The 23,456-nt window shown below is 38.6% G+C and carries 17 protein-coding genes and 1 other annotated feature; of the genes, 16 read left to right on the top strand and 1 reads right to left on the bottom strand.

Annotated elements, in window-relative coordinates; genetic code table 11:
- Positions 1-126: 126 nt before the first annotated feature.
- The 9 genes from HMPREF9707_RS04090 to pheT all read left to right on the top strand — a co-directional run bounded on the left by HMPREF9707_RS04090 (position 127) and on the right by pheT (position 14,778).
- On the top strand, positions 127-1,728 hold the full coding sequence (locus HMPREF9707_RS04090) for a LysM peptidoglycan-binding domain-containing protein (protein WP_006701443.1): 1,602 nt from the start codon (positions 127-129) through the stop codon (positions 1,726-1,728).
- 4 nt (positions 1,729-1,732) lie between these two features.
- Positions 1,733-1,952 (top strand) — a binding site (T-box leader).
- A gap of 52 nt (positions 1,953-2,004) precedes the next feature.
- Entirely contained in the window at positions 2,005-4,422 is a 2,418-nt protein-coding gene (leuS, locus tag HMPREF9707_RS04085; RefSeq protein ID WP_006701442.1) for a leucine--tRNA ligase, read from the top strand.
- Between the two features lie 21 nt (positions 4,423-4,443).
- On the top strand, positions 4,444-7,428 hold the full coding sequence (locus HMPREF9707_RS08480; RefSeq protein ID WP_006701441.1) for an oligosaccharide flippase family protein: 2,985 nt from the start codon (positions 4,444-4,446) through the stop codon (positions 7,426-7,428).
- Positions 7,425-8,138, top strand: a complete 714-nt coding sequence (locus HMPREF9707_RS04075) for a pseudouridine synthase (RefSeq protein WP_006701440.1) — start codon at positions 7,425-7,427, stop codon at positions 8,136-8,138. The genes HMPREF9707_RS08480 and HMPREF9707_RS04075 overlap by 4 nt, the downstream gene beginning before the upstream one ends.
- 19 nt (positions 8,139-8,157) lie before the next feature.
- Positions 8,158-9,573: a dipeptidase PepV gene (gene pepV / locus HMPREF9707_RS04070; RefSeq protein ID WP_006701439.1), complete on the top strand. Its 1,416-nt coding sequence runs from the start codon at positions 8,158-8,160 to the stop codon at positions 9,571-9,573.
- Between the two features lies 1 nt (position 9,574).
- Positions 9,575-10,360, top strand: a complete 786-nt coding sequence (locus HMPREF9707_RS04065) for a TrmH family RNA methyltransferase (protein WP_006701438.1) — start codon at positions 9,575-9,577, stop codon at positions 10,358-10,360.
- Positions 10,361-10,449: 89 nt separating this feature from the next.
- A complete protein-coding gene (locus HMPREF9707_RS04060) occupies positions 10,450-10,980 on the top strand; it encodes an HD domain-containing protein (protein ID WP_006701437.1) in 531 nt (176 codons plus the stop codon).
- 322 nt (positions 10,981-11,302) lie between these two features.
- A complete protein-coding gene (gene pheS, locus HMPREF9707_RS04055) occupies positions 11,303-12,361 on the top strand; it encodes a phenylalanine--tRNA ligase subunit alpha (RefSeq protein WP_006701436.1) in 1,059 nt (352 codons plus the stop codon).
- Positions 12,361-14,778, top strand: coding sequence for a phenylalanine--tRNA ligase subunit beta (pheT, locus tag HMPREF9707_RS04050; protein ID WP_006701435.1), 2,418 nt, complete (start codon positions 12,361-12,363; stop codon positions 14,776-14,778). The genes pheS and pheT overlap by 1 nt, the downstream gene beginning before the upstream one ends.
- Here pheT and rnhC read toward each other — a convergent pair.
- Entirely contained in the window at positions 14,775-15,707 is a 933-nt protein-coding gene (gene rnhC, locus HMPREF9707_RS04045; protein WP_006701434.1) for a ribonuclease HIII, read from the bottom strand. The genes pheT and rnhC overlap by 4 nt on opposite strands.
- 85 nt (positions 15,708-15,792) lie before the next feature.
- Here rnhC and zapA point away from each other — a divergent pair, with 85 nt between their 5' ends.
- The 7 genes from zapA to HMPREF9707_RS04010 all read left to right on the top strand — a co-directional run bounded on the left by zapA (position 15,793) and on the right by HMPREF9707_RS04010 (position 23,399).
- Positions 15,793-16,062 carry a cell division protein ZapA gene (zapA, locus tag HMPREF9707_RS04040; RefSeq protein WP_006701433.1) on the top strand — a complete coding sequence of 90 codons (270 nt, stop codon included), beginning with the start codon at positions 15,793-15,795 and terminating at the stop codon, positions 16,060-16,062.
- Positions 16,063-16,083: 21 nt separating this feature from the next.
- Positions 16,084-16,635 carry a CvpA family protein gene (locus HMPREF9707_RS04035; RefSeq protein WP_006701432.1) on the top strand — a complete coding sequence of 184 codons (552 nt, stop codon included), beginning with the start codon at positions 16,084-16,086 and terminating at the stop codon, positions 16,633-16,635.
- 33 nt (positions 16,636-16,668) lie between these two features.
- Positions 16,669-19,029, top strand: coding sequence for an endonuclease MutS2 (locus HMPREF9707_RS04030; RefSeq protein WP_006701431.1), 2,361 nt, complete (start codon positions 16,669-16,671; stop codon positions 19,027-19,029).
- 65 nt (positions 19,030-19,094) lie between these two features.
- Positions 19,095-19,406, top strand: coding sequence for a thioredoxin (gene trxA, locus HMPREF9707_RS04025; RefSeq protein WP_006701430.1), 312 nt, complete (start codon positions 19,095-19,097; stop codon positions 19,404-19,406).
- Positions 19,407-19,525: 119 nt separating this feature from the next.
- Positions 19,526-21,196 carry a hypothetical protein gene (locus HMPREF9707_RS04020; RefSeq protein WP_006701429.1) on the top strand — a complete coding sequence of 557 codons (1,671 nt, stop codon included), beginning with the start codon at positions 19,526-19,528 and terminating at the stop codon, positions 21,194-21,196.
- A gap of 18 nt (positions 21,197-21,214) precedes the next feature.
- Positions 21,215-22,120, top strand: a complete 906-nt coding sequence (locus tag HMPREF9707_RS04015) for an ABC transporter ATP-binding protein (RefSeq protein ID WP_006701428.1) — start codon at positions 21,215-21,217, stop codon at positions 22,118-22,120.
- Positions 22,113-23,399, top strand: coding sequence for an ABC transporter permease (locus tag HMPREF9707_RS04010; protein ID WP_006701427.1), 1,287 nt, complete (start codon positions 22,113-22,115; stop codon positions 23,397-23,399). Before HMPREF9707_RS04015 ends, HMPREF9707_RS04010 begins: the two co-directional genes overlap by 8 nt.
- The last annotated feature ends 57 nt before the right edge of the window (positions 23,400-23,456 follow it).

Below are 23,456 nucleotides of genomic sequence, written 5' to 3'. Positions count from 1 at the left end.
CCTGAGTTACAAAGTTATTACATGTATTACATGTTAACTAAAAATACCATAAAATCAACACTATTGGCTTTAAATCAGCTATAATTCATACCGTGATATAATTTCGAAAAATAGGAGGACTGGCGAATGCGTACCCGTCGTAGTATACATAAATATCAACAAAGAAAAAAATCGATGAAGCGATTGGCAACCTTCAATACGGGGCTTGCATTATTGAGTGCTGCTTGTATTGCACCTGCTCATTATCAACAAGCCGGTCACGTATTAACCGTGCACGCGCAAAATTTATCTCCAGCACAATTTTTAAATTTAGTCGCTGATTCAGCAAAACGAATCGCTGCGAATAATGATCTTTATGCGTCTGTTATGATTGCTCAAGCCGCACTTGAATCTGCTTGGGGGAATAGTACGCTTGCTAAAGCGCCTAACCATAACTTATTTGGTATTAAAGGGAAGTATGAAGGACAATCGGTTGAGATGCCAACTTTGGAAGATAACGGTGAAGGAGAGTACTACCAAATTAATGACCACTTCCGTAAATACGATGAGTATGCAGAATCACTAGAAGATTATGCACGTTTGTTAACGGGAGGGCATGACTCAAGCGATTGGCGTTATAACTTCTATGCAGGAGCTCGAAGAAGCAATACCCAAAGTTATCATGATGCGACGAAGCATTTAACAGGGCGTTATGCAACAGATACACGTTATGGACCAAAATTAGATAGCATTATTAAAATGTATAATTTAACGCGTTACGATGTGGTGGATACAACTGCGATTGCAGAGCGCCAAATTAAAGCTGAAGAAGAGCAAAAACGTCTGGCTGAGCAACAACGTCAATTAGAGCTTCGCCAAGCACAAAATCAAACATCATCAAATTCATCAGGGGTTACTTACGTGGTTCAACCCGGAGATGGATTGTATCGTATTGCTTCTGCTCATGGTATGACATTGAATCAGTTACTCGCACAAACTGGCTTCAATATTAATACAGTGATTCATCCAGGTCAGGTCCTCAATTTAGGAACGGCTGCAAAACCAGTTCAACCTGCAGCACCATCTGAGTCTAAGCCAGCAACTGAATCGAATGAGAATAAAGTTAATACCGAAAAAATTAATCAAACGCCAGCTCCGAGTGCATCCGCACCTCAAGCAACACCAAAACCAATAGTCCCTGCGACACCTGCACCAGCTGCGCCACGTCCTTCACAAGGTGTTTCTACACCTCGTGTTACACAAGGTACCTATGTTGTTCAACGAGGACAAGGATTATATACGATTGCGCGTCAAAATGGAATGACATTAAATGAATTGATGCAAATGAATGGATTAACTTCTTACTTAATTCATCCAGGACAAGTTTTGAAAGTTAAAGGTCAAACTCCTACAGTTTCATCTGCCTCATCTAAGGAAACTGCACCAACAACTCAAGAAACAGTGACAGAAAATAAGGTTACACCAAATGTTCCAGAAACGTCGAATACCGCGATAGCGCCTAATTACACTCAACCTGTAGTGGAATCAACACCGGTAGTTGAAGAGGCCGAATCGAAAGCGCCAGCAGCTCCAGCAGAATCAACGCTATCGACGACACAATCACATGTCGTTCAAGCTGGAGATACACTCTATGGAATTTCAATGCGCTACGGTGTCGATGTACATCAATTGATTGCAAATAATCAGGGCTCATCGTTAATTCACGTAGGTCAAGTGATTAATTTTTAATAAACTAAATTAGATCGTAGAAATTATTAGTTATTCAGTGCTGTTTAGAGAGCTTACACCGGGTGAAAGTAAGTCAGTAAGGGGTAATGAACTCATTCTATGCTAGCTTAATTGAAAAAAGTAGATTAAGCCGTGATATCAACGTTATCGATATTAAGCAAATATAATATAAGAAATAGATTATATTTGAAAATTAGGTGGTACCGCGTTAAGACGCCCTATGTTATGATATGAGTAACATAGGGTTATTTTTATAGAAAAAAGGAGAATTCCAACATGAAATATAATCATCTAGAAATTGAGAAGAAATGGCAAGAATATTGGGAAGAGCATCAAACATTTAAAACATTAGATAGAGGACCTGAACATCCAAAATATTATGTTTTAGATATGTTCCCATATCCATCTGGACAAGGGCTTCACGTTGGGCATCCTGAAGGTTATACTGCAACAGATATTATGGCACGAATGAAGCGTGCGCAAGGTTATGACGTATTACATCCAATGGGATGGGACGCTTTTGGACTTCCAGCTGAACAATATGCGCTTAAAACTGGAAATAACCCCGCAGATTTTACACAAAAAAATATTGATACTTTCCGTCGCCAATTGAAATCACTCGGTTTTAGTTATGATTGGAGCCGGGAAATTGATACAACGAATCCGAAGTATTATAAATGGACCCAATGGATCTTTACGAAATTATACGAAAAAGGGTTAGCCTACGAAGATGAGATGATGGTTAACTGGTGCCCCGACCTCGGAACTGTCTTAGCCAATGAGGAAGTCATTGATGGTGTTTCTGAAGTTGGAGGTTTTCCAGTCTATCGTAAGCCAATGAAACAATGGGTCTTGAAAATTACGGAATATGCAGAACCGTTATTAGAAGGACTCGATGATTTAGATTGGCCAGAGAACGTTAAAGAAATGCAGCGAAACTGGATTGGTAAATCCTCAGGGGCAGTCATTAAATTTAAAGTCGATAGTTTCGATGAAATGATTGAATCTTATACAACGCGTGCTGATACACTATTCGGTGTTAGTTATGTGGTGGTTGCACCTGAGCACCCAGTAGTTAAGCAGATTGTAACGCCAGAGTACCAAAAAGAGGTAGAACAATTTTTAAAACAAATCGAAACTAAAAGTGATTTAGAACGTACTTCGCTTAATAAAGATAAATCGGGAGTCTTTACTGGAAGCTATGCCGTTCACCCTGTTACCGAAGAATTAATTCCAATTTGGATAGGTGATTATGTTCTATATAACTATGGGACAGGTGCTGTGATGGCCGTTCCTGCACATGACCAAAGAGATTATGAGTTTGCCCATAAATATGACTTACCGGTTAATCAAGTGATTGAAGGGGATATCTCAGAAGAAGCTTATGTTGAAGATGGAACTCATATTCATTCCGAATTCCTAAATGGCCTTAACAATCAAGAGGCCATCGAAAAAATGATTGAATGGTTAGAAGCACATCAAAAAGGTTATGCTGAAATTAATTACCGTTTACGCGACTGGATTTTCTCACGTCAAAGATACTGGGGCGAACCCATCCCGATTATTCACTGGGAAGATGGTACAGTGACAGTTGTTCCAGAAGAAGAATTGCCGGTGGAACTTCCTTTAACAGACCAAATCAAACCAAGTGGAACCGGCGAATCACCACTTGCTAATATTTCAGAATGGGTCAATGTTGTAGACCCTGAAACAGGTATGAAAGGGCGCCGTGAGACGAATACGATGCCACAATGGGCAGGTAGCTCATGGTATTTCCTAAGATTTATGGATCCGCATAATAACGAACAATTTGTAAGTCCCGAAGCCATTGCGAAGTGGCAGCAGGTGGACCTTTACATTGGTGGAGTAGAACACGCTGTTTTACACTTACTCTATGCACGGTTCTGGCATAAAGTACTTTACGATTTAGGACTCGTTCCAACCAAAGAACCTTTCCAAAAATTATTCAATCAAGGAATGATTTTAGGGGAGAACAATGAAAAAATGTCTAAATCAAAAGGCAATGTAGTAAACCCAGATGATATCGTTCATGATTTTGGTGCGGATACGCTAAGACTTTACGAGATGTTTATGGGGCCTTTAGATGCTTCAATTGCTTGGAGTGAGAAAGGTCTTGAAGGTAGTCGCCGCTTCCTAGACCGTGTCTATCGACTTTTCATTGATGAAGAGACAGGACAGTTGAATCCAAATATTATTGATTCAGAAGATAAGTCACTTGAGAAGATTTATCATCAAACCGTTAAGAAAGTATCAGAAGATTACGAGCAACTTCATTTTAATACAGCAATTTCACAATTGATGATTTACTTAAATGCAGCACGCGAGCAAAGCGTCTTGCCGAAAACTTATATGGAAGGATTCTTAACCTTAATCGCTCCGATTACGCCACATTTGGCAGAAGAATTGTGGCAGGCGATGGGGCATACGCAATCCATTTCCCTTGAGACATGGCCGACTTATGAAGAAGCATTGACGAAGGATGAAACTGTTGAAGTCGTGATTCAAGTCAATGGCAAATTGATTAAAAAAATGAATATTGAAGTTGATTTATCAAATGAAGAAGTTGAGTCTATGGCACGCAAAATGATCGAGCAAAAAACAGATTATGACCATGAAAAAATAAGAAAGGTTATCGTTGTTCCGAATCGTTTAGTTAATATTGTTATTAAGTAATGATATGAAAGGAGGCTGCTTATGGTTAAAAAGTATAAAAGAGATGACCTGAAGTCAACGCATGATTTATCGCATACAATTGAGTTTACTTCAGAAGATCGTAAGAAGTTACGTGACCCAAATCCGCAACCTATTGATGGTGACTACTTTACTCAATCAGATGATTTATCTGCTAATGAGTCGTCTGAATCTATATCTGAGCCGTTTGAGTCTAATTCAACATCCGAGTTTGAAACACCGTATAACGAATTTCGTTATGTTTCGATTCGTGAACAGTTGAAAGAGCAAGCTGAAGCAGAAGCAAGCAATGCTGAAAAACGCAATTGGATCCAACCGAGTTATGAAGAACATTATGATATGAATCAATTAGATGATATTCAAGCCTATAATCAATTTGAGATGGAGACAAATCAAGAAGGTGAAATATCAGAGATTCAGGAGGATCACTCTTTATGGCATACGATTCAAATGAAGTTGAATCTTACAACAAACCAACCCAATGAACTAGAAGCTCTTTCTCAAAATGAAGAAAATGAAACTGGGTTTGAAGATACTAAGTTCCAAAAAACTGAAAAAACGAATATAACGAAATCATTGCCTGCTGAAGTGCGTGATGATGCAGATGATGCTGATTCTACGGACAGGAACTGGTTTAAACGACTAAAATCGTTTTATACAGGAGAGTATCTTGTAGAAGATGAAAGTGAAGAAGTGAAAATAGAGTCAGAAGAACTGGATCCATTTAGAGAAGAAACTTCGGTGGAAGATACGCCAGTGGCGGCTGAATCAAAAGAATTAACCACGAAAAAAGGAAAGTCAATCTTAAATAAGCTTCGCAATTTATATGATCCACAAGTTGAAGAAAGTGAAGAAACGGAATCAGAAATAGAAGTTGATGAAAATATCGAAACCGATGTTATCCAAGAGGTTGATACAGAAATTGGTGAGGATAATCAAAGGCTCACTGAAGAGACGACTTCATCCTTATCCGATGAAGCCGAAACTGAAGCTGAAGCTGAAGTAGAGATATCTGATCTCGACCAAAATCAACAAGAAGAACAAGGTGAAGGGCTTTCAGTCAATCAATTAAAAGAAATCCTTGAAAAATCAAACGAGACAATCAATCAACTACCTTCTTCAGAGGAAAAAGTTGAAGATGAATCGACCGAATCTGAAATTGAAAATACCTTTTCACATATTGGCAAAGGACAGGTAGATAAAACAGAGGATCTAATCACCGAGGAAAATTCGATTGAGACAACCAGTGCGACAGAAATGTTGGAAGAGGAACCTGAAACAATTGAGCCAATTATTACCGAACAACGGATGGAAGAAGATCTTACGACGGGTCAATTAATTGCTGAAGAAGTGGATGAAAGCCTGCATGATAAGCGCTCTATAGTAGGCGGTGCAACGTGGTTAACAATGGGAAGTGTCTTCTCCCGCATTATTGGCGCACTCTATATTATTCCATGGGCCAGTATGTTTGGTGAATCTTATACGAAAGTTAATATTTTGTACAGTATAGGCTATAAACCATATGCACTATTTTTAGCGATTGCTACAGCCGGATTCCCAAGTGCGATTGCTAAGCAAATGTCGTATTTCCATGCGCATAACGAATATAAAGTCGCTAATAAACTATTCAAAAATAGTTTGTATATTATGATTGGTACCGGAATTGTTTCTGCTTTAATATTATTTATCACCGCACCATGGATAGCCTCGATGTCGGCAACTCAAAATGTGGATGCAGCCACAACGGTCATCCGCTCATTAACACCTGCGTTACTAATTTTACCAGGAATGAGCTTATTACGAGGTTATTTCCAAGGTTTTAATGATATGAAACAAACGGCTATTTCACAGATTTTAGAACAATTAGCGCGAGTGGCATATTTACTAGTTGCAACGTATGCGATTCTTAAAATACAACAAGGAGAGCCAACTACAGCAGTCGTACATTCAACTTTCGCTGCTTTCATCGGTGCGATACTATCCCTAGGTTATTTATTATTTGAGTACTTTAGATATAAGCCTCAAACGGATAAGTTAATGTCACAATCATCTAATAAAATTGATATTGATTTTAATGAAAGTATGACGCTAGTCTTAAAAGATAGTATTCCATTTATTTTATTAGGATCAGGAATCATTATTGCACAATTTATAGACCAATTATCTTTTGGCCAAATTTTAAGCCGAACATCATCGTTAATGTTCTCTGAAATCTCACAACTCTATGGTTTAATGAGCCTTGATATTGATAAGTTAGTGATGATTATTATTTCCGTCGCTGTAGCGCTTGCTTCCTCATTAGTTCCAACCATTACAAGTTATTACGCAAAACGTAACTTAGAAGGAACGAGTGAGATGGTGACGCATATTATGTCTATTTTCTTTATTGTTATGTTGCCTGCTGCTTTAGGTATGGCAGCTATTGCAAACAATCTCTATTTCTTCTTCTTTGAATACGGTATTGAAGCAGGGCCTAACTTATTAGTGACTGGAGCGATTTCAAGTGTGATATTAGGACTTTATACGGTCTTATCAACCATCCTGCAATCAATGAATCAACGTCGTTTAGCTGTACGATATTTATTAGTAGGTTTACTTGTCAAATTAGTCGTACAATTTCCAATGGTGGCATTACTGAAGGCTCATGGTGCACTTATTGCAACCATGATTGGCTTTACAGTGACAAGTACTTTAAGTTGGATTGCGATTTCGAAAAAATTAAAAATTAACTATGATGTCTTGTTAACGAATATGGTACGAATTTTTATCGCCTCGATTACGATGACAGTGGCTGCAGTCTTATGGAATCAATTAGTAAATGTATTAATTCCGGGAGATGGGCGCTGGATGCTGCTTATTAAGATTATGATTGTTGTATTCGTATCCGTTGTAATCTATGTGATTGCACTTGGATTACTGAATTTATTGCATATTATACTGGGGAATCGATATCAAAAATTACAAGATGAAATGAGGTTTGTAGAGTGAGACTTGATAAGTTATTAAGCCACTCGGGATTCGGTACCCGCAAAGATGTTAAGAAGCTTATACAATCTGGAGCGATTACGATAAATGGGGAGACGGTGACAAAGTCAAGTCTACACATTGAACCCGAAACAGATCTAGTATGTTGTTATGATGAACCCATCGCTTACCAACAGTATTATTATGTGATGTTAAATAAACCAGATGGAATTATTAGCGCAACATTTGATCATCTCCATGAAACAGTGATTGACTGGGTTGCGCTTGATTATCAACATGTCGATTTATTCCCCGTAGGTAGATTAGATATTGACACAACTGGGTTATTACTTTTAACAAATGATGGCCAATTAGCCCATCGATTGACTTCGCCAAAACATCAAGTCCCTAAAGTTTATCAAGCGAAAATTGCTAAACCGATTACTGATGTGGATATTGCAACATTTCAAAATGGGATAAAAATCGATGATTATGTGACTCGCCCCGCCCAATTACGAAGTTTGCCATCTAATCAACCCGATGAAATATGGGCTGAGGTGACGATTTATGAGGGCAAGTTTCATCAAGTTAAAAAAATGTTTCAATCTATTGACAATTTGGTCTTAAAGCTTCATCGTATAAGTATGGGACCGATTACTTTAGATGAACATCTCGCTGAAGGGGAATACCGCGAGTTAACTGCTGAAGAATTGCGTCTATTAAAAGAAATATAAGGTAGAAAGAAGGAGCACAATGGAAAACATTCAATGGTTAGAAGAGGTTACTAAACGTAAAGAATCAATTCTTGAAGATCTATTCCGTCAATTAAGAATTCCGTCAGTTCGAGAAGATGATAAAGCGACAGAAGATGCGCCGGTTGGCCCAGGTCCTAAAGCAGCACTTGAAGATTTTATGGCGATGGCTAAAGAAGATGGTTTTACGACCAAGCAATATGGCCCATGGGCTGGACGTGTAGAGTTCGGTGAAGGTGAAGAATTATTAGGGATCTTAGGACATTTAGATGTAGTTCCGGTTGGAACAGGTTGGGAGACCGATCCGTTTGAACCACAAATTATCGATGAAAAAATCTATGCTCGAGGATCAAGCGATGATAAAGGGCCTACCATTGCGGCATATCATGCGATTAAACTATTGCTCGAATTAGGTGTTAAATTTAATAAGCGAATTCACTTAATTATCGGAACCGACGAAGAGTCTGGTTGGCAATGTATGGATCATTACTTTGCAGAAGCAGAAATGCCAGATTTTGGTTTCTCTCCGGATGGGAATTTCCCAATTATTAACGGTGAAAAAGGAAATGTTTCAGCGATAATTACACAATCAGATCAAACGAAGGTAGAGGGCGATTATCACCTAGTTTCATTAAATGCGGGATTACGTGCGAATATGGTTCCGCAAGATTGTGATGCGGTTGTTCAAGGAGCTGATTTAGAAACATTGGCAGAAGCATTTGATTCTTTTGTCAAAGAACATCCAAATCACTTAAAAGGTTCTTATGAAATTGAGAGTGACCAAATTACGTTCCATTTAGTAGGTAAAGCTGCTCATGGTTCTACGCCACATGTAGGAGTGAATGCAGCTACTCATTTATCACAATTTTTAGTGAACTATACTTTCGACCAACAAGATGCGAACCATTTGGTTCAAATGCTGTCACATCAACTATATGAAGGATTTGACGGTTCAGGTATTGGTGTTAACCATACGCATGATGTGATGGGTGAATTAAGTATGAACGTCGGTGTTGTTAATTATCAAGACCGAAAAGGGATGGATATCAATGTTAACTTCCGTTATCCAGAAGGAACAAATCCAGAACGTATTCATGAAGGAATGCAAAAAGCACTGACAGAATATTCTCTATCGATTGAAATGGGCGAAGCGAAAGAACCTCATTATGTTCCAGCAGATGACCCAATGGTTGAAACATTATTACAAGTATACGAAAACCAAACAGGTGAAAAAGGTTATGAAAAAACCATTGGAGGCGGCACATATGGACGCTTAATGCCACGTGGTGTGGCGTATGGCGCGCTATTCCCAAACTCTACCGACACAATGCACCAAGCGAATGAATTCTTTAGCGTCAGTGATTTATTAAGATGTACTGCAATTTATGCTGAAGCAATTTATCGCTTAACCCGTTAAAATGTCAATCGAAGTCATTCGCTCAGCCAATAATGCTAAACTACGGTCTTGGCGAAAATTAGCTACCTCGAAAGAAAGACGAAAACAACAAAAGTATCTCGTCGAAGGCACTCATTTAGTGGAAGAAGCACTAAAACATCAAGTAGCGATGGATTGTTTAATCATGACAGAAAGTTACTATGCGGAACAATGGGACCATCTGCAAACGCATGACCAGTGCTTTACACCGGTGCTGATTGCCGATTCATTAGCAAGTCAGCTTGCTCAAACACCTTCTCCGCAAGGCATTTTTGCAGTGATTGAGGTGGCGAATGATCAGAACCTGCCGCTCAATGATGGGAATAAGTATTTACTCGTAGACCGAATTCAAGATCCGGGAAATTTAGGGACAATGATTCGTACAGCGGATGCAGCGGGGATCGATGCGATTATATTGGGGGAAGGATGTGTCGATCTCTATAATGATAAAGTCATCCGATCGACTCAAGGCTCATTATGGCACCTTCCGATCGTTACTTTGAGCCTGGAAGAAGCTATTCCATTATTACAGCAACACGACATCCAAGTTTATGGGACGGGATTAGATTCTTCAGCTGTCCCTTATTATGAATTAGATACGCAAAATTCTTGTGCATGGCTGATGGGTAATGAAGGGCAGGGAGTAGACCCTAAGTTACTAGGGATGTGCGACCAAGTTGCCTATATTCCAATGCAAGGACAGGCTGAATCATTAAATGTTGCGATTGCAACCGCAATTTTCTTATTTCAAGCAAATTGTCCGAAATAATCATCAAAGCTTAATAAAAAATTCATAGGTTTTCGCATATAAATAGCGTATAATAAACATTAGAGTTCATAAATAGAGGAGAAGGTTATTTGTTAAAAGATTGGATTCACGATCTAGAATATCTTGAGATGGTACATGACTTAATGGATCATTCGGATGTTCAACGATTAGCAAACTACACTCATCATCATATTACGACGCGTTTAGCGCATTCGATTGGTGTATCCTATCGTAGTTATCGTTGGGCAAAGCGTTTGGGCTTAAATGCACGTGCTGTCGCACGAGCGGGTTTATTACATGATTTATTCTTTTACGAATCAATCGATAAGCATACTGCTGGCCCACGTGGACATAATTATGAACATCCGAGAATTGCTTTAGAGAATGCTTTAAAGATTACAGAACTATCAGATGTTGAACAAGACATTATTTTGAAACATATGTTTGGTGCGACGTTAGACATCCCACGCTATATCGAAAGCTGGTTAGTCACCCTGATGGATAAGCGGTGTAGTATTGCGGAAGGATCACATTATTGTTCTCACAAAATAAGTTATTACTTGAACCAATATCGTTTCTACCGCCAAATGAAGCGTTATGCTGCTAAAGCGATTATTTAATCTATTTATCGATGCGTTTAATTCATAAACATGCTATAGTTAGATAACAACGATGACGAAATCACTAAAGTACGCCAACCACAGAGATATTTAGCAAGGCTGAAACTAAATAATATAAGTCGCACTTTAATTTCAATTTCCGAGTTAATCTGTTAAGAATCAATTTTGATTTGAAAAAGATTCCGCTGATCACGGTTACAGATTGAGAGCTCAGTCTATGTTATTTTCATAGAATGGGAATAAGGGTGGTACCACGGTAGCGCGTCCCTTTTTGGGATGCGCTACTTTTTATATTTTATTAGAAAAATTAGGAGGATTGGCCATGATTGAACAATTAGTACAAGAGATAGACCAACTGAGTCAAGAAGCGGTTGCTGCCATCCAACAAGCAGAAGAATCATCACAGCTTGAAGCAATTCGTATTCAATATACTGGTAAGAAAGGTGCACTACAAGCTTATACACAAAAGATGAAGGATTTATCCAATGACGATAAACCAAAGCTAGGTAAAGCAATCTCATCTTTTAACCAATCATTTAATGAAGTTTTCCAAACACAATTATCCCAAATAAAAGAAAAAGAACTGAATCAACAATTGATGAGTGAATCAATTGATATTACTTTACCGGGCTACTCTAAACCTTTCGGCACAGCCCATATATTAAGTCAAACTTTAATGGAGATTGAAGATTTCTTTATTGGCTTAGGATATCAAGTGATTGACGGATTTGAAGTCGAACAAGATTTGTATAACTTTGAGAAGATGAATTTACCGAAGAATCATCCTGCCCGTGATATGCAAGATACGTTTTATATTAACGATGAATTACTCTTACGTACGCATACATCACCTGTTCAAGCACGAACGATGGAGCAACATGATTTTGAAAAAAACGGTCCATTAATGATGATTAGTCCGGGGAAAGTCTACCGCCGAGATGATGATGATGCGACGCACTCACATCAATTCCAACAGATTGAGGGACTCGTTATTGCATCTGAAGTAACCTTAGCTGATCTAAAAGGGACCTTACTCGCATTTTCTAAAAAAATGTTTGGCCAAGACCGCGAAATTCGTCTCCGTCCAAGTTATTTCCCGTTTACTGAACCGTCTGTTGAAGTGGACGTGAACTGCTTCAAATGTGGAGGTAAAGGATGTAATGTCTGTAAGCAAACCGGTTGGATTGAAATATTAGGCGCTGGAATGGTTCATCCAAATGTACTCGAGATGTCAGGTGTTGATAGTCAACGTTATAGCGGATTTGCTTTTGGACTTGGAATTGAACGGGTAGCGATGTTGAAATACAATATTGATGATATTCGTCATTTTTATCAAAATGATTTACGCTTCTTAAATCAATTTAAAGGAGGGACCTTATAATGTATCTTAGCTTAGAATGGTTATCCGATTTTTTAGAATTATCTCATGTTGATAGTGAACAGTTAGCTGAACGAATTTCACGTACCGGGATTGAAATTGAAGGCGTAGAAAATTACGGCAAAACCTTAAGTCATCTTGTGGTTGGCTTTGTCGAACATTTAGAGCCACATCCAGAAGCAGATAAGCTTAATATTGCCCAAGTAAAAGTTGGAGACGACCAAGTATTACAAATTGTCTGTGGCGCACCGAATATTGTTCAAGGTGCTAAAGTAATTTGTGCTTTACCAGGGGCAGTATTACCAATGGGCGAAATTCAACAAACTGAAATTCGTAATATTCCTTCATCAGGAATGCTTTGCTCTTATGAAGAGTTAGGCTTTAAATCCAATGTCATACCAAAAAAATATAGTGATGGCATTGTGTTATTACCTGAAGATGCTCCAGTCGGTGAAGATATTATTACTTATCTAAAATTAAATAATCCGATTTTTGAATTAAGTTTAACGCCCAACCGTGCGGATGCATTAAGTGTGCTAGGTAATGCCTATGAAGTAGGTGCAATCTTAAGTCAGACGCCAAAAATCCAAAGTGTCTCGACAGAATTAACACAAGTTGAAACTTTAGCAGATTTGAAAGAGCTTAAGGTAGATGCCAATGTAAGCGAGCAGTACCAGTTACGTTTAATTCAAAATGTGAAAGTGGCAGAAAGTCCGATTTGGATGCAAATGCGCTTGATGAAATCAGGGATTCGTCCCGTAAATAATATTGTCGATATTACTAATTACTTATTACTGTTATACGGACAACCGATGCATGCATTTGATTATGACAAGTTGACAAGTGATACCATTGGAGTTCGTTATGCCAAAGATGGTGAGAAACTGTTGACACTTGATCAAGTAGAACGCTCGCTTGTTGAAGGAGATGGCGTTATTTGTGACGGAGACCGTCCAATTGCTTTAGCCGGGGTGATGGGTGGTTATGATACCGAAGTAACCGAATCAACGAAAAATGTCTTACTTGAGACTGCCATCTTTAATCCACAAACGGTTCGCTTAACGTCTAAACGTTTAGGTTTAAGATCAGAATCTAGTCAACGTTTCGAGAAAGGTTTGAATAAACAAACAGTTAATGCGTCAGGTGATTATGCAGTGGAGCTAATGCAACAACTTGCCGGTGGTACAGCAATTCCAGGTTATTTAGCCCAAACGAGTGTGCAAGCTGAACCGGTTATGGTGACCGTTCGTCGTGACGCAATCGAACGACAAATTGGGATTGAACTGACTGATTCAGAATTAGAAGAAATTATTCAACGTTTAGGATTTACCATCACTTTAAATGGGGAAACGTTCGATGTTCAAGTACCGCCAAGACGTTGGGATATTCAAATTGAACCCGATGTGATTGAGGAAATTGCTCGGATTTATGGTTATGATCATATACCAAATACTTTACCGCAAATTCAGTCACCACTATCTGGTTTGAAGCCTCAACAATTGATGCGTCGTACGACACGACGAGTGATGGAAGGGCTAGGACTGCATGAAGTGATTAGTTATAGTTTACAATCATCGAAGCACGCTCAGTTATTGGCAAATCCTAATACCCCATTAATCCAGCTGGCACTACCACTTAGTGAGGAACGCTCAGTATTACGTCAAAGTCTTCTACCAGCCTTACTTGAAATTACACAATATAATCAAGCGCGTCGTAATGATGACTTGGCATTATTTGAGTTAGGACGTGTCTTCCAAGGACACGCAGATGCCCGTAAAATGCCTGAAGAAGTCGATCGATTAGGCATTATTTTATCCGGTCACGCTCAAGTGGATAGTTGGTCACAAAAAGCTCGTTATTATGACTTCTATGATCTAAAAGGGATGTTAGAGACATACTTTGAGCAGCTACAAATCCAATCCTTAATCCAGTGGGAAAAGGTAGAAAGTATCGAAGAACTTCATCCAGGTCGCTCAGCTCAAATTAAACTTGGCGACCAAGTGATTGGAATCATCGGTCAGATTCATCCGACACTGTGTCGTGATTATGACATTCATTCACACACATATTTTGCTGAGATTTATCTTGATCGAGTGTACCCAGTTGCGTTGCCGGAACGCAGCCAACAAGCGATACCAAAATATCCAGCCTCAATGCGTGATATCGCATTACTGGTCTCTAAAACACAAAACCACCAGCAAATTGTCGATACAATTTATGCGAGTGGCGTTGAATATTTAGAGTCGGTCACCTTATTTGATTACTATCAAGGTGAGGCAATCGATAGCGACCATATTTCATTAGCTTATCGTTTAATCTTCCAAAATCCAGATCAAACGATGTCCGATGAAGATGTGGATCAGGCAATGCAACGCATTGAATCTGCGCTACTTCAATTAGACGACATCCAGTTGCGTTAATTTAATATTTTTTCAGTGTTGCGGAAATGGAGCTTGGCTATCTCATCTAAGATGGCAGCTCCATATTTTTGTGTTAATTCACGTCCTACTTGATCGACCTGTGTCCCAGCTCCGGAAGGGAGTGTGCATTGATACGGCGCGCCGAATCTTCTTAGCGATTCTAAGAATAAATGACGCGCAATAATCGAAGCACAAGCGACGGATAGATATTGGGACTCTGCTTGTGTTTTAAAGAGAATCAGCGATCGATCGATAGTTTCTCGACCTGTTAAATAATGATAGAAATTTTTAGGGGTAGTAAATTGGTCGATAATAATTCGTTCGAGCGGCTGATTTTCAATTTTTTGAAGAAGCTGTTGGCAATTTGTATAGTGCATCATGACTTTCAGGCTGACGGCATTATATTTGATACCCATGACTTTGTTATATTGTTTAGGGGATACTTCAATGACATTATAGAATAAACGCTCCATAAGTTTGGGTGCGATGGCTTCAATTTGTGGGTCCGTTAACTTTTTGGAATCATTGACTTTGAGAGCTTTGACCCAATCGATATCTTCCGGACGTAAATAGACACTGGCAACTACTAATGATCCGAAATAACTACCGTTCCCAACTTCATCGCTACCGATGACACAATATTGTTGGCTAACCATGGTTGAAACAGAACGCGTTTGAGTATTGGGTGTCGTCTTCGTACCAGCTTGAGGCGGAGTAATCCAATCGAACTGTTGGCTCAGTTGTTGTAGTTCATTGAGCGTATGATTTCCTTGGAACAGCACTTTGCCACTCGTATAGGCTGTAATGGTTGTTTGTTGGTGCACTGCTCGAAATACACTGTAAGGAACCGATGATGTAAGATGAGGTTGATAGTATTGTTTGAGTTGTTGGAGTTGTGACGGGGTCATTTTTAAAGTGTGTTGTTTCATTGAATATGCTCCTTTAATAGTTTTTTGGCACGCAGGCTGTTTTTTTGGTAAAATAAAGGTATTAAAGTTAGAGTAGGTGAGGATTTTGCACAAACGTTTTAGAACCACCATTAATGGTAAAGACTATGTTATCACAGGTGAGAAAAGTGCTCAACATATGGATGTAGTGATTGATCTATTGAAAACACAACTTGAACAATTACATCATATTGATCCGACATTAGATACGACGGACCGCTGTATTCTTATGGCAATTAACGCTATTTCAGATAGTTTAAGTCGTGAAAATCGTATTAAACAACTTGAAGAAGAGATTCAGGCCATCAAATCTCAAAACGGCATGAATTTCAAATAAAAATTCAAATCGAGGTGCAACATGCTTACAATTGTTATATTATTAATTTTTGTATTAAGTTTTTATATGGGATGGCGTCGAGGACTCATTATGCAAGCAATCCGCTTTTTAGGCTATATCATTACCTTTATTTTGGCGACGCAATTTTTTGAACCCTTATCGAAATGGATTGAGATGATTATTCCATTTCCATCCATTCAACCCGATACACAATTGGCTATCTACGATGAAGCCATTAGTTTTATGTTGGATACGGCATTTTATCGTGTCTTGACCTTTATGTTAATCGGACTTATCGGTTGGTTAGTGACCAATTATGTGTCACTCTTCTTTAACCGATTGATGTACTATGATGTTTTGCATCATATTAATCGGATCGGTGGGGGTATCATCAATTTGATTATTGCTTATATTATTGTTTTTATTATTTTATTTGCGTTATCTCTTATTCCAGTTGAATTTATTCAACAACAATTTGTGAATAATCCTTTAGCCTATGGTATTGTCGCTAATACACCATTACTATCTGATTTTGCAGCACAAATGTGGTTATCTGTGAACCCATTATCTTAGATTACGATTAACCTGTCAGAGAGGAGGGCAATAGTGTTCGATCAAAAAATATTAAAGACGTTAGATTACCATAAAATTAAACAACAACTTATCGAGCGCGTACAAACAGAAATGGGGCATCAATTTGTTAGCGATCAACTCCCCCAAACTAAGCAGGAAACGATTCAACGCTTATTAGATGAGACCGAAGAAGTTGTTCGAATTCTTTCGCTACCAGCTACGCTACCGATTCCCCGTATTTCCAATGTTCGTGAATCCATCAAGCGCGTTGAAATCGGGGCACGACTTAATGGGAAAGAACTTGCCGAACTTGGTAAGCTGTTGAGTACGACTTCACAATTGGTTCGCTTTTTTTCGCAGTTAGAAGAGAATAACCAATTTTTCCCTCAGTTAAATGAATGGGTACAAAAAATAGTTAGTTTACCTGAAATTGAGCAACGAATTGATCAGACGGTTGATTCAGATGGAATCATCCTGGATACTGCGAGCTCGGAATTGAATCGCATTCGCCGAGCACAGCTTCGTACTGAACAATCGATCCGTGAAACCTTAAATACGATTATTAAATCAAAAGCCAATCTATTATCTGATACATTGATTACAATTCGTAATCAACGCTATGTCATTCCAGTTAAAACGGATTACCGTGCTCAATTTAAGGGGACTGTCTATGACCAAAGTAGTACCGGGCAAACCTTATTTATTGAGCCACAAAGTGTCACTAATTTGAACAATCAATTAGCTGCCCTACGTAGTGAAGAAAAGGTTGAAGTTGACCGCATTCTAGATGAAGTAACAGAGCAGTTATTGCCTTATTTATCAGAAATCAATCAAAATCATTACGCACTGGGATACCTTGATTATGTGCAAGCAAGGGCGGAATATTCTCTGGCAATCGAAGGGACGAAGCCAACACTATCGCCAGAACGGGAAGTACGTATTTGGCAAGCGCGACATCCATTGATTGATCCAAAGCAAATTGTAGCGAATGATATTTTAATCGGTGGTGATTATCAGTCATTGATTATTACCGGACCTAATACAGGGGGTAAGACAATCTTACTGAAAACACTAGGTATGCTGCAGATTATGGGACAGTCGGGACTCTATATACCGGCAGAAGAGGCAAGTCAAATCGGCATTTTCGATCAAGTATATGCGGATATTGGCGATGAACAATCGATTGAACAAAACTTGAGTACTTTTTCAAGTCATATGACAAATATTGTCTCCATCATTCAGCGAGCTACCTATCAGTCGTTAATTTTGCTCGATGAATTAGGTTCTGGAACGGATCCGCAAGAAGGAGCGGCGCTCGCGATGGCGATTTTGGATTACTTCCAATCCGTAGGTTCGATTGTACTTGCAACCACTCATTACCCAGAGCTCAAAGTATATGCAAATCACGCCGCAAATACTCAAAATGCTAGTATGGAATTCAATGATCAGACACTATCACCTACCTATCGCTTATTAATTGGCATCCCAGGGCGCAGTAATGCCTTAGAAATTTCAAAACGCTTAGGCTTACGCTCGGATATTATTGAAAAAGCTCAATCAGGAGTCCAACAAGAAAGCCAACAATTGAATGACATGGTCATGCAGCTAGATCAAGAGCGCCGTGAGATGGAAGAAGAACATCAACAAACGCAACGTTATCTCGATGATGCACAAACACTGTTAGATCGCTTGAAAGATGAATACCAACAGTGGTTGAATGCTAAAGAAGATTTGATGGCACAAGCGAAACGTGAAGCCAATCAATATATAGAAGCAAAAAAAGAAGAAGCAGAAAAGATTATTTCAGATATTCGAGATTTACAGCTCGAACAATCAAGTCAGCAACCTATTAAAGAACATACGTTTATCGAAAATAAAAAACGTCTCGGTGACTTAACGGAACCAGAACGTTTGAAGAAAAATAAAGTCTTGCAACGTGCCAAAAAGCAACAACGAATTGAAGTAGGAGACGAAGTTGAAGTTTTGGCATATCAACAGCGCGGGACAATCGTTGAGATTCCATCATCTAAAGAATACATTGTACAAATGGGCGTAATGAAGATGAAAGTAGCAGCTTCTGAAGTAAAACTTCTCGAATCTGTCGAACCTCAAAGAAGACTGAACGTTCAACGACATGCTGGTTCTAAAGTAAGCACCTCACTTGATTTAAGAGGTGAACGGTTTGATGCTGCGTTGAGAAGATTAAGCCAGTATTTAGATCAGGCGTTATTATCCAACCATCCGATGGTGACAATTATCCATGGCAAAGGGACCGGCGCATTACGCAAGGGTGTCCAACAAGCATTAGCTAATCATCCACAAGTGGAACGCTTTGAATATTCTCCTCCTAACGCAGGTGGCGATGGCTCTACTATTGTCTATTTTAAGGGTTAAGCATATTAAGAAGATTATTGCCTTGTGTCTGTTATAATATGGTTATTCAGAAAGGAGAGAAAACAATGGTACAAGATATACGTGATGAACAATTTAATGAACTTACTAAATCAGGGGTTGTATTAGTCGACTTCTGGGCGCCATGGTGCGGACCATGTCGCATGCAATCACCTGTTATTGAAACGTTAAGCCAAGCAATGGAGGGCGAAGTTGAATTCTACAAAATGAATGTGGATGAAGAAGTCAAGACAGCACAACAATTTGGCATTATGTCAATTCCAACGATGATTGTAAAAAAAGATGATGAAGTTGTTGAAACGTTGGTCGGTTATCACGATCAAGCTCGTTTAGAACAAATTTTAAGACAATATCTTTAAAAATTAAACATCTCGAGCAGCTATTTCTAGCGACTTGAGATGTTTTTTTGCATGATGATATTGACAGTGATACAAATGTATAATAAAATGATACTAACGAATGAAAGGAGATAATGATTATGAAAGACGTTACTCGCGCTTCAATCTTTAAACCGGCACAGCGTTCGATGAGATTCAATGCACGTTGGCTTTATATTCCATTTATCCTAGTTATTTTACTATACTATTATATTGTCTTACCTCCAATCCATTATGCATCGATGGCATTTTGGATGTTCTTACTGATTATAACAGCGGGTATTCTAGTCATTGAATTATTAAATGATTCACTTCAAGTTGTTAAAAAAGCTTCCTGGGGACAATATCGGCAAGCATTTAAGCAGTTATCCTGGAAGTATCGTTTATTAATTTTACCGTGGCCGATTATTTTAGTGGTCGGTATTGTCAGTAATTTAATCTTTTCGCCATTTTTCATGTCGAATAAATACGCGAATATGATTGACGTACATCAGGAAGATTTTGCGGAAGATTTCCCAGAAACAGATGTGTCACAAATTCCATTGGTAGACCGAGATACAGCAGTTCGTTTAGGGAATCGTCAGCTAGGTAACTTAACAGAGCTTGTTTCTCAATTTGTTCCTTCACCTGACTACACCCAAATCAATATCAATTCGCATCCTTATCGAGTGACCCCACTAGAATATGCTGGATTTTTCCGTTGGGTAAATAATTTTAAGAAAGGAATTCCTCATTACTTACAAATTGATAATGTGACGGGGGAGGTCCAACTTAAAACACCGGAACAACCGATTCGCTATAGTTATTCTGAATTATTGAATCGAAATGTTTTGCGTCACCTTCGTTTTAATTATCCATTTACTTTATTTAATGCACCAGCTTTTGAGGTGGATGATGAAGGAACACCGTATTATATCGCTTCAACTTATGGTCGGAATTTCTTCTTACGTGAACCTGAAGTTACCGGTGTGATCACGGTGAATGCAATGACTGGGGAGACGCAACACTATCCATTAGATTCGATTCCTACTTGGATTGACCGTATCTATCCTGCGGATTTAATTATTCATCAATTAACGATGCGTGGACACTATAGTAACGGATTCTTTAACTATTACTTTGCGCAAAATGGTGTTACCGAACCGACAGAAGGATATAATTATTTGCCAATGGATGATGACTTATACTTATATACCGGAATTACGTCAGTCGTTGCAGATGACTCCAATATTGGCTTTATGTTGGTGAATTTACGAACGAAAGATGCAACCTTCTATCCTCTGAGTGCTGCGGAAGAGTTCTCTACAATGGACTCCGCAGAAGGTAGCGTTCAAGAGAAAGAGTATAAGGCTACATTCCCACTGCTAATTAATATCGAGGGACGACCACTATATATCTTAACTTTGAAAGATCAATCTGGTTTAATCAAAGCCTATGCCTTGATTGATGCGCAAAATTATCAGAAAGTTTATGTTGAATCTTCTGTTAACAAGCTTATGCAAACCTATGCTCTAGAAAATTCGATTGAGGTTGAAGAAATTGAATTTGAAGATGGAGACCTCAATCATGTTGAGGGTCTAATTCAATCGATTCAAGCGGCTGTTGTCGATGGTAATACGATGTATTACTTCACAATCGATGGAAAAATCTATAAAGCGAATATTAAGTTGGCAGATTTCTTACCATTTTTAGAAGAAGGACAATCAATCTCAATCTTTACAACGGAAGATGGTATGGTTCAAAAAATTGAAACCGAAGCTTCTGGAGAATAATATAAAAGGAGGAAAATGATGTTAGAAGCAAAACACTTAACGAAGACATTTGGTGACTTAGTCGCTGTAAATGATGTCAGTTTTACCGTTGAACCTGCAACGATTATGGGGATGATCGGGCAAAACGGATCGGGTAAGACAACGATTTTCCGGATGTTGCTGGATTTCTTACACCCCGAAAAAGGTGGCACAGTAACATGGAACGGAATGCCCGTGAGCAATCAAGTTCGTAATATTGTCGGCTATTTACCTGAAGAACGTGGACTTTATGAGAATATGACCATCCAAGACCAGGTGATTTATTTTGCTAGATTGCGCGGAATGGAGCGCGATGAAATTATTGAACGTTTGGAATTTTGGATGGAGAAATTTGCTGTCAAAGGGAAAGTGACCGATAAAATTAAAACATTATCCAAAGGTAACCAACAAAAAGTGCAAGTGATTGGGACTTTAATTCATGAACCGAAGTTATTAATTTTAGATGAACCCTTTAGTGGACTAGATCCGGTGAATGCGGAGCTACTCCAAAATGGAATTATGGAATTAAAAGCGAAAGGCAGCAGCATTATCTTCTCAAGTCATAATATGAATAACGTTGAAGCCATGTGCGATAAATTATTAATGATCCATAATGGGGATAAAGTACTTTATGGTGGGGTCCACGAAGTTCGTGAAAGTTTCGGTCGAACCCGACTCTTTATCGAGACCAAGGATTTTACATTGGAAGAATTAAAGGCCTTGCCAGGGGTTACCTCAGCGACTGAGGAATACCCAAATAATTATATCTTACATCTTGAAGATGCATCCTATGGTAAAGAGCTCTATCAAATCATCACAAAAGGTCAGTATATTGCGAAATTCGTACAGTTACCACCAACCCTCGAAGAAATCTTTAAAACGAAAGCAGGTGAGCATCATGAATAAAACTTGGATTGTTGCCAAACAAGTATTTCGTAAAAATGTAAAATCATGGTCATTCTTCTGGATGGTTTTCAGCCCATTTATTACCCTTGCAATTGTCGGCTTAGTTGCTTTCTTTATTGGACGCGATGCTGCTCAGTCTTCAATCGGTGAAATTGCAGTAGTGGATGCACCGAGTGAGGTGGTTTCATTAATTCAACAAGCTGACACCGGAAATGAGATTCATTTTGATTTGTCAATGGATGAAGCTAGAAGCCAATTAGAATCGGATCAAATTGAAGGGTACCTAGTTTGGGAAGATGATTTAACTAATCTGAAATATTACCGCAAAACAACAAGCAAAGATATCGATACTAAATCAATTGCTTCGGTGATTTCAAATTATCAAATGCTTGAGCAGGCTAAGGAACTTGGCATCAGTGATCAAGACTTAATGAAGTTACAAAACCAAAATGTCTTTATCGATAAAATTAATGTCTCATTTAATGAAGGTGGCGAGACGAAAGAAGTATCAACAAGTAACCCAGCTGAAATAATCAAAATGGGAGCGGCCTACGGAGTATGTTTCTTAGTCTTCTTCTTTATCATTAATTATGTGTCGATTATTTCGCAAGAAATTGCGGCCGAGAAAGGATCTCGAATTATGGAGATTATTCTTTCAAGTATTAGTGCTACCTCACATTTCCTAGGCAAATTACTCGGAATTGCGATGGTCATTGCGGCTCAAATTGCGATTTATATCATCATTGGATTGATTCTTTGGTTTATTAAAAATCAATTCGCTGTTTTCACTGATTTAACCGCTCAATTACCGTTTGATTTATCGATGATTTTCAAAGAATCTGGACCAGTGATTTACCTTGGATTATTATACGCTCTCTTGGGTATTATTATGTATACCTCATTGAGTGGCTTCTTAGGTTCACTCGTTTCTAAGACAGAAGATGTTAATAAGATGGTCAGCCCACTGGTTTTTATCGGGGTTGCTGGATTCTACATAGGAATGTATGCCTTGAATAGTACGAACAATCCGGTAGTGCGTATTGGTTCTCAATTCCCACTGTTCACTCCGTTTGTCATGCCATCAAGAATTGCGGCGGGTACAGTCAACGCTCAAGAGATTGTTATTTCAGTAATTCTATCAATCGTTTTTGCTATAATACTATTGATGGTATCGATGGTATTTTATAAGAGCAATGTGCTCGTCTATAGTGACAAGGGCATGATAAATACGTTAAAACGCTCATATCAACTTTGGAAGAGCGAACGTAGTAGTCTATAAATATTCGATTATTATATTTTACAAAACCTCGAATTTTATTCGAGGTTTTTCTAATCT

The sequence above is a fragment of the Falseniella ignava CCUG 37419 genome, assembly GCF_000301055.1.
GTDB lineage: Bacteria > Bacillota > Bacilli > Lactobacillales > Aerococcaceae > Falseniella > Falseniella ignava.
Note: the sequence above shows the minus strand (reverse complement) of the source record. Positions and strands in the feature narration are given on the sequence as shown.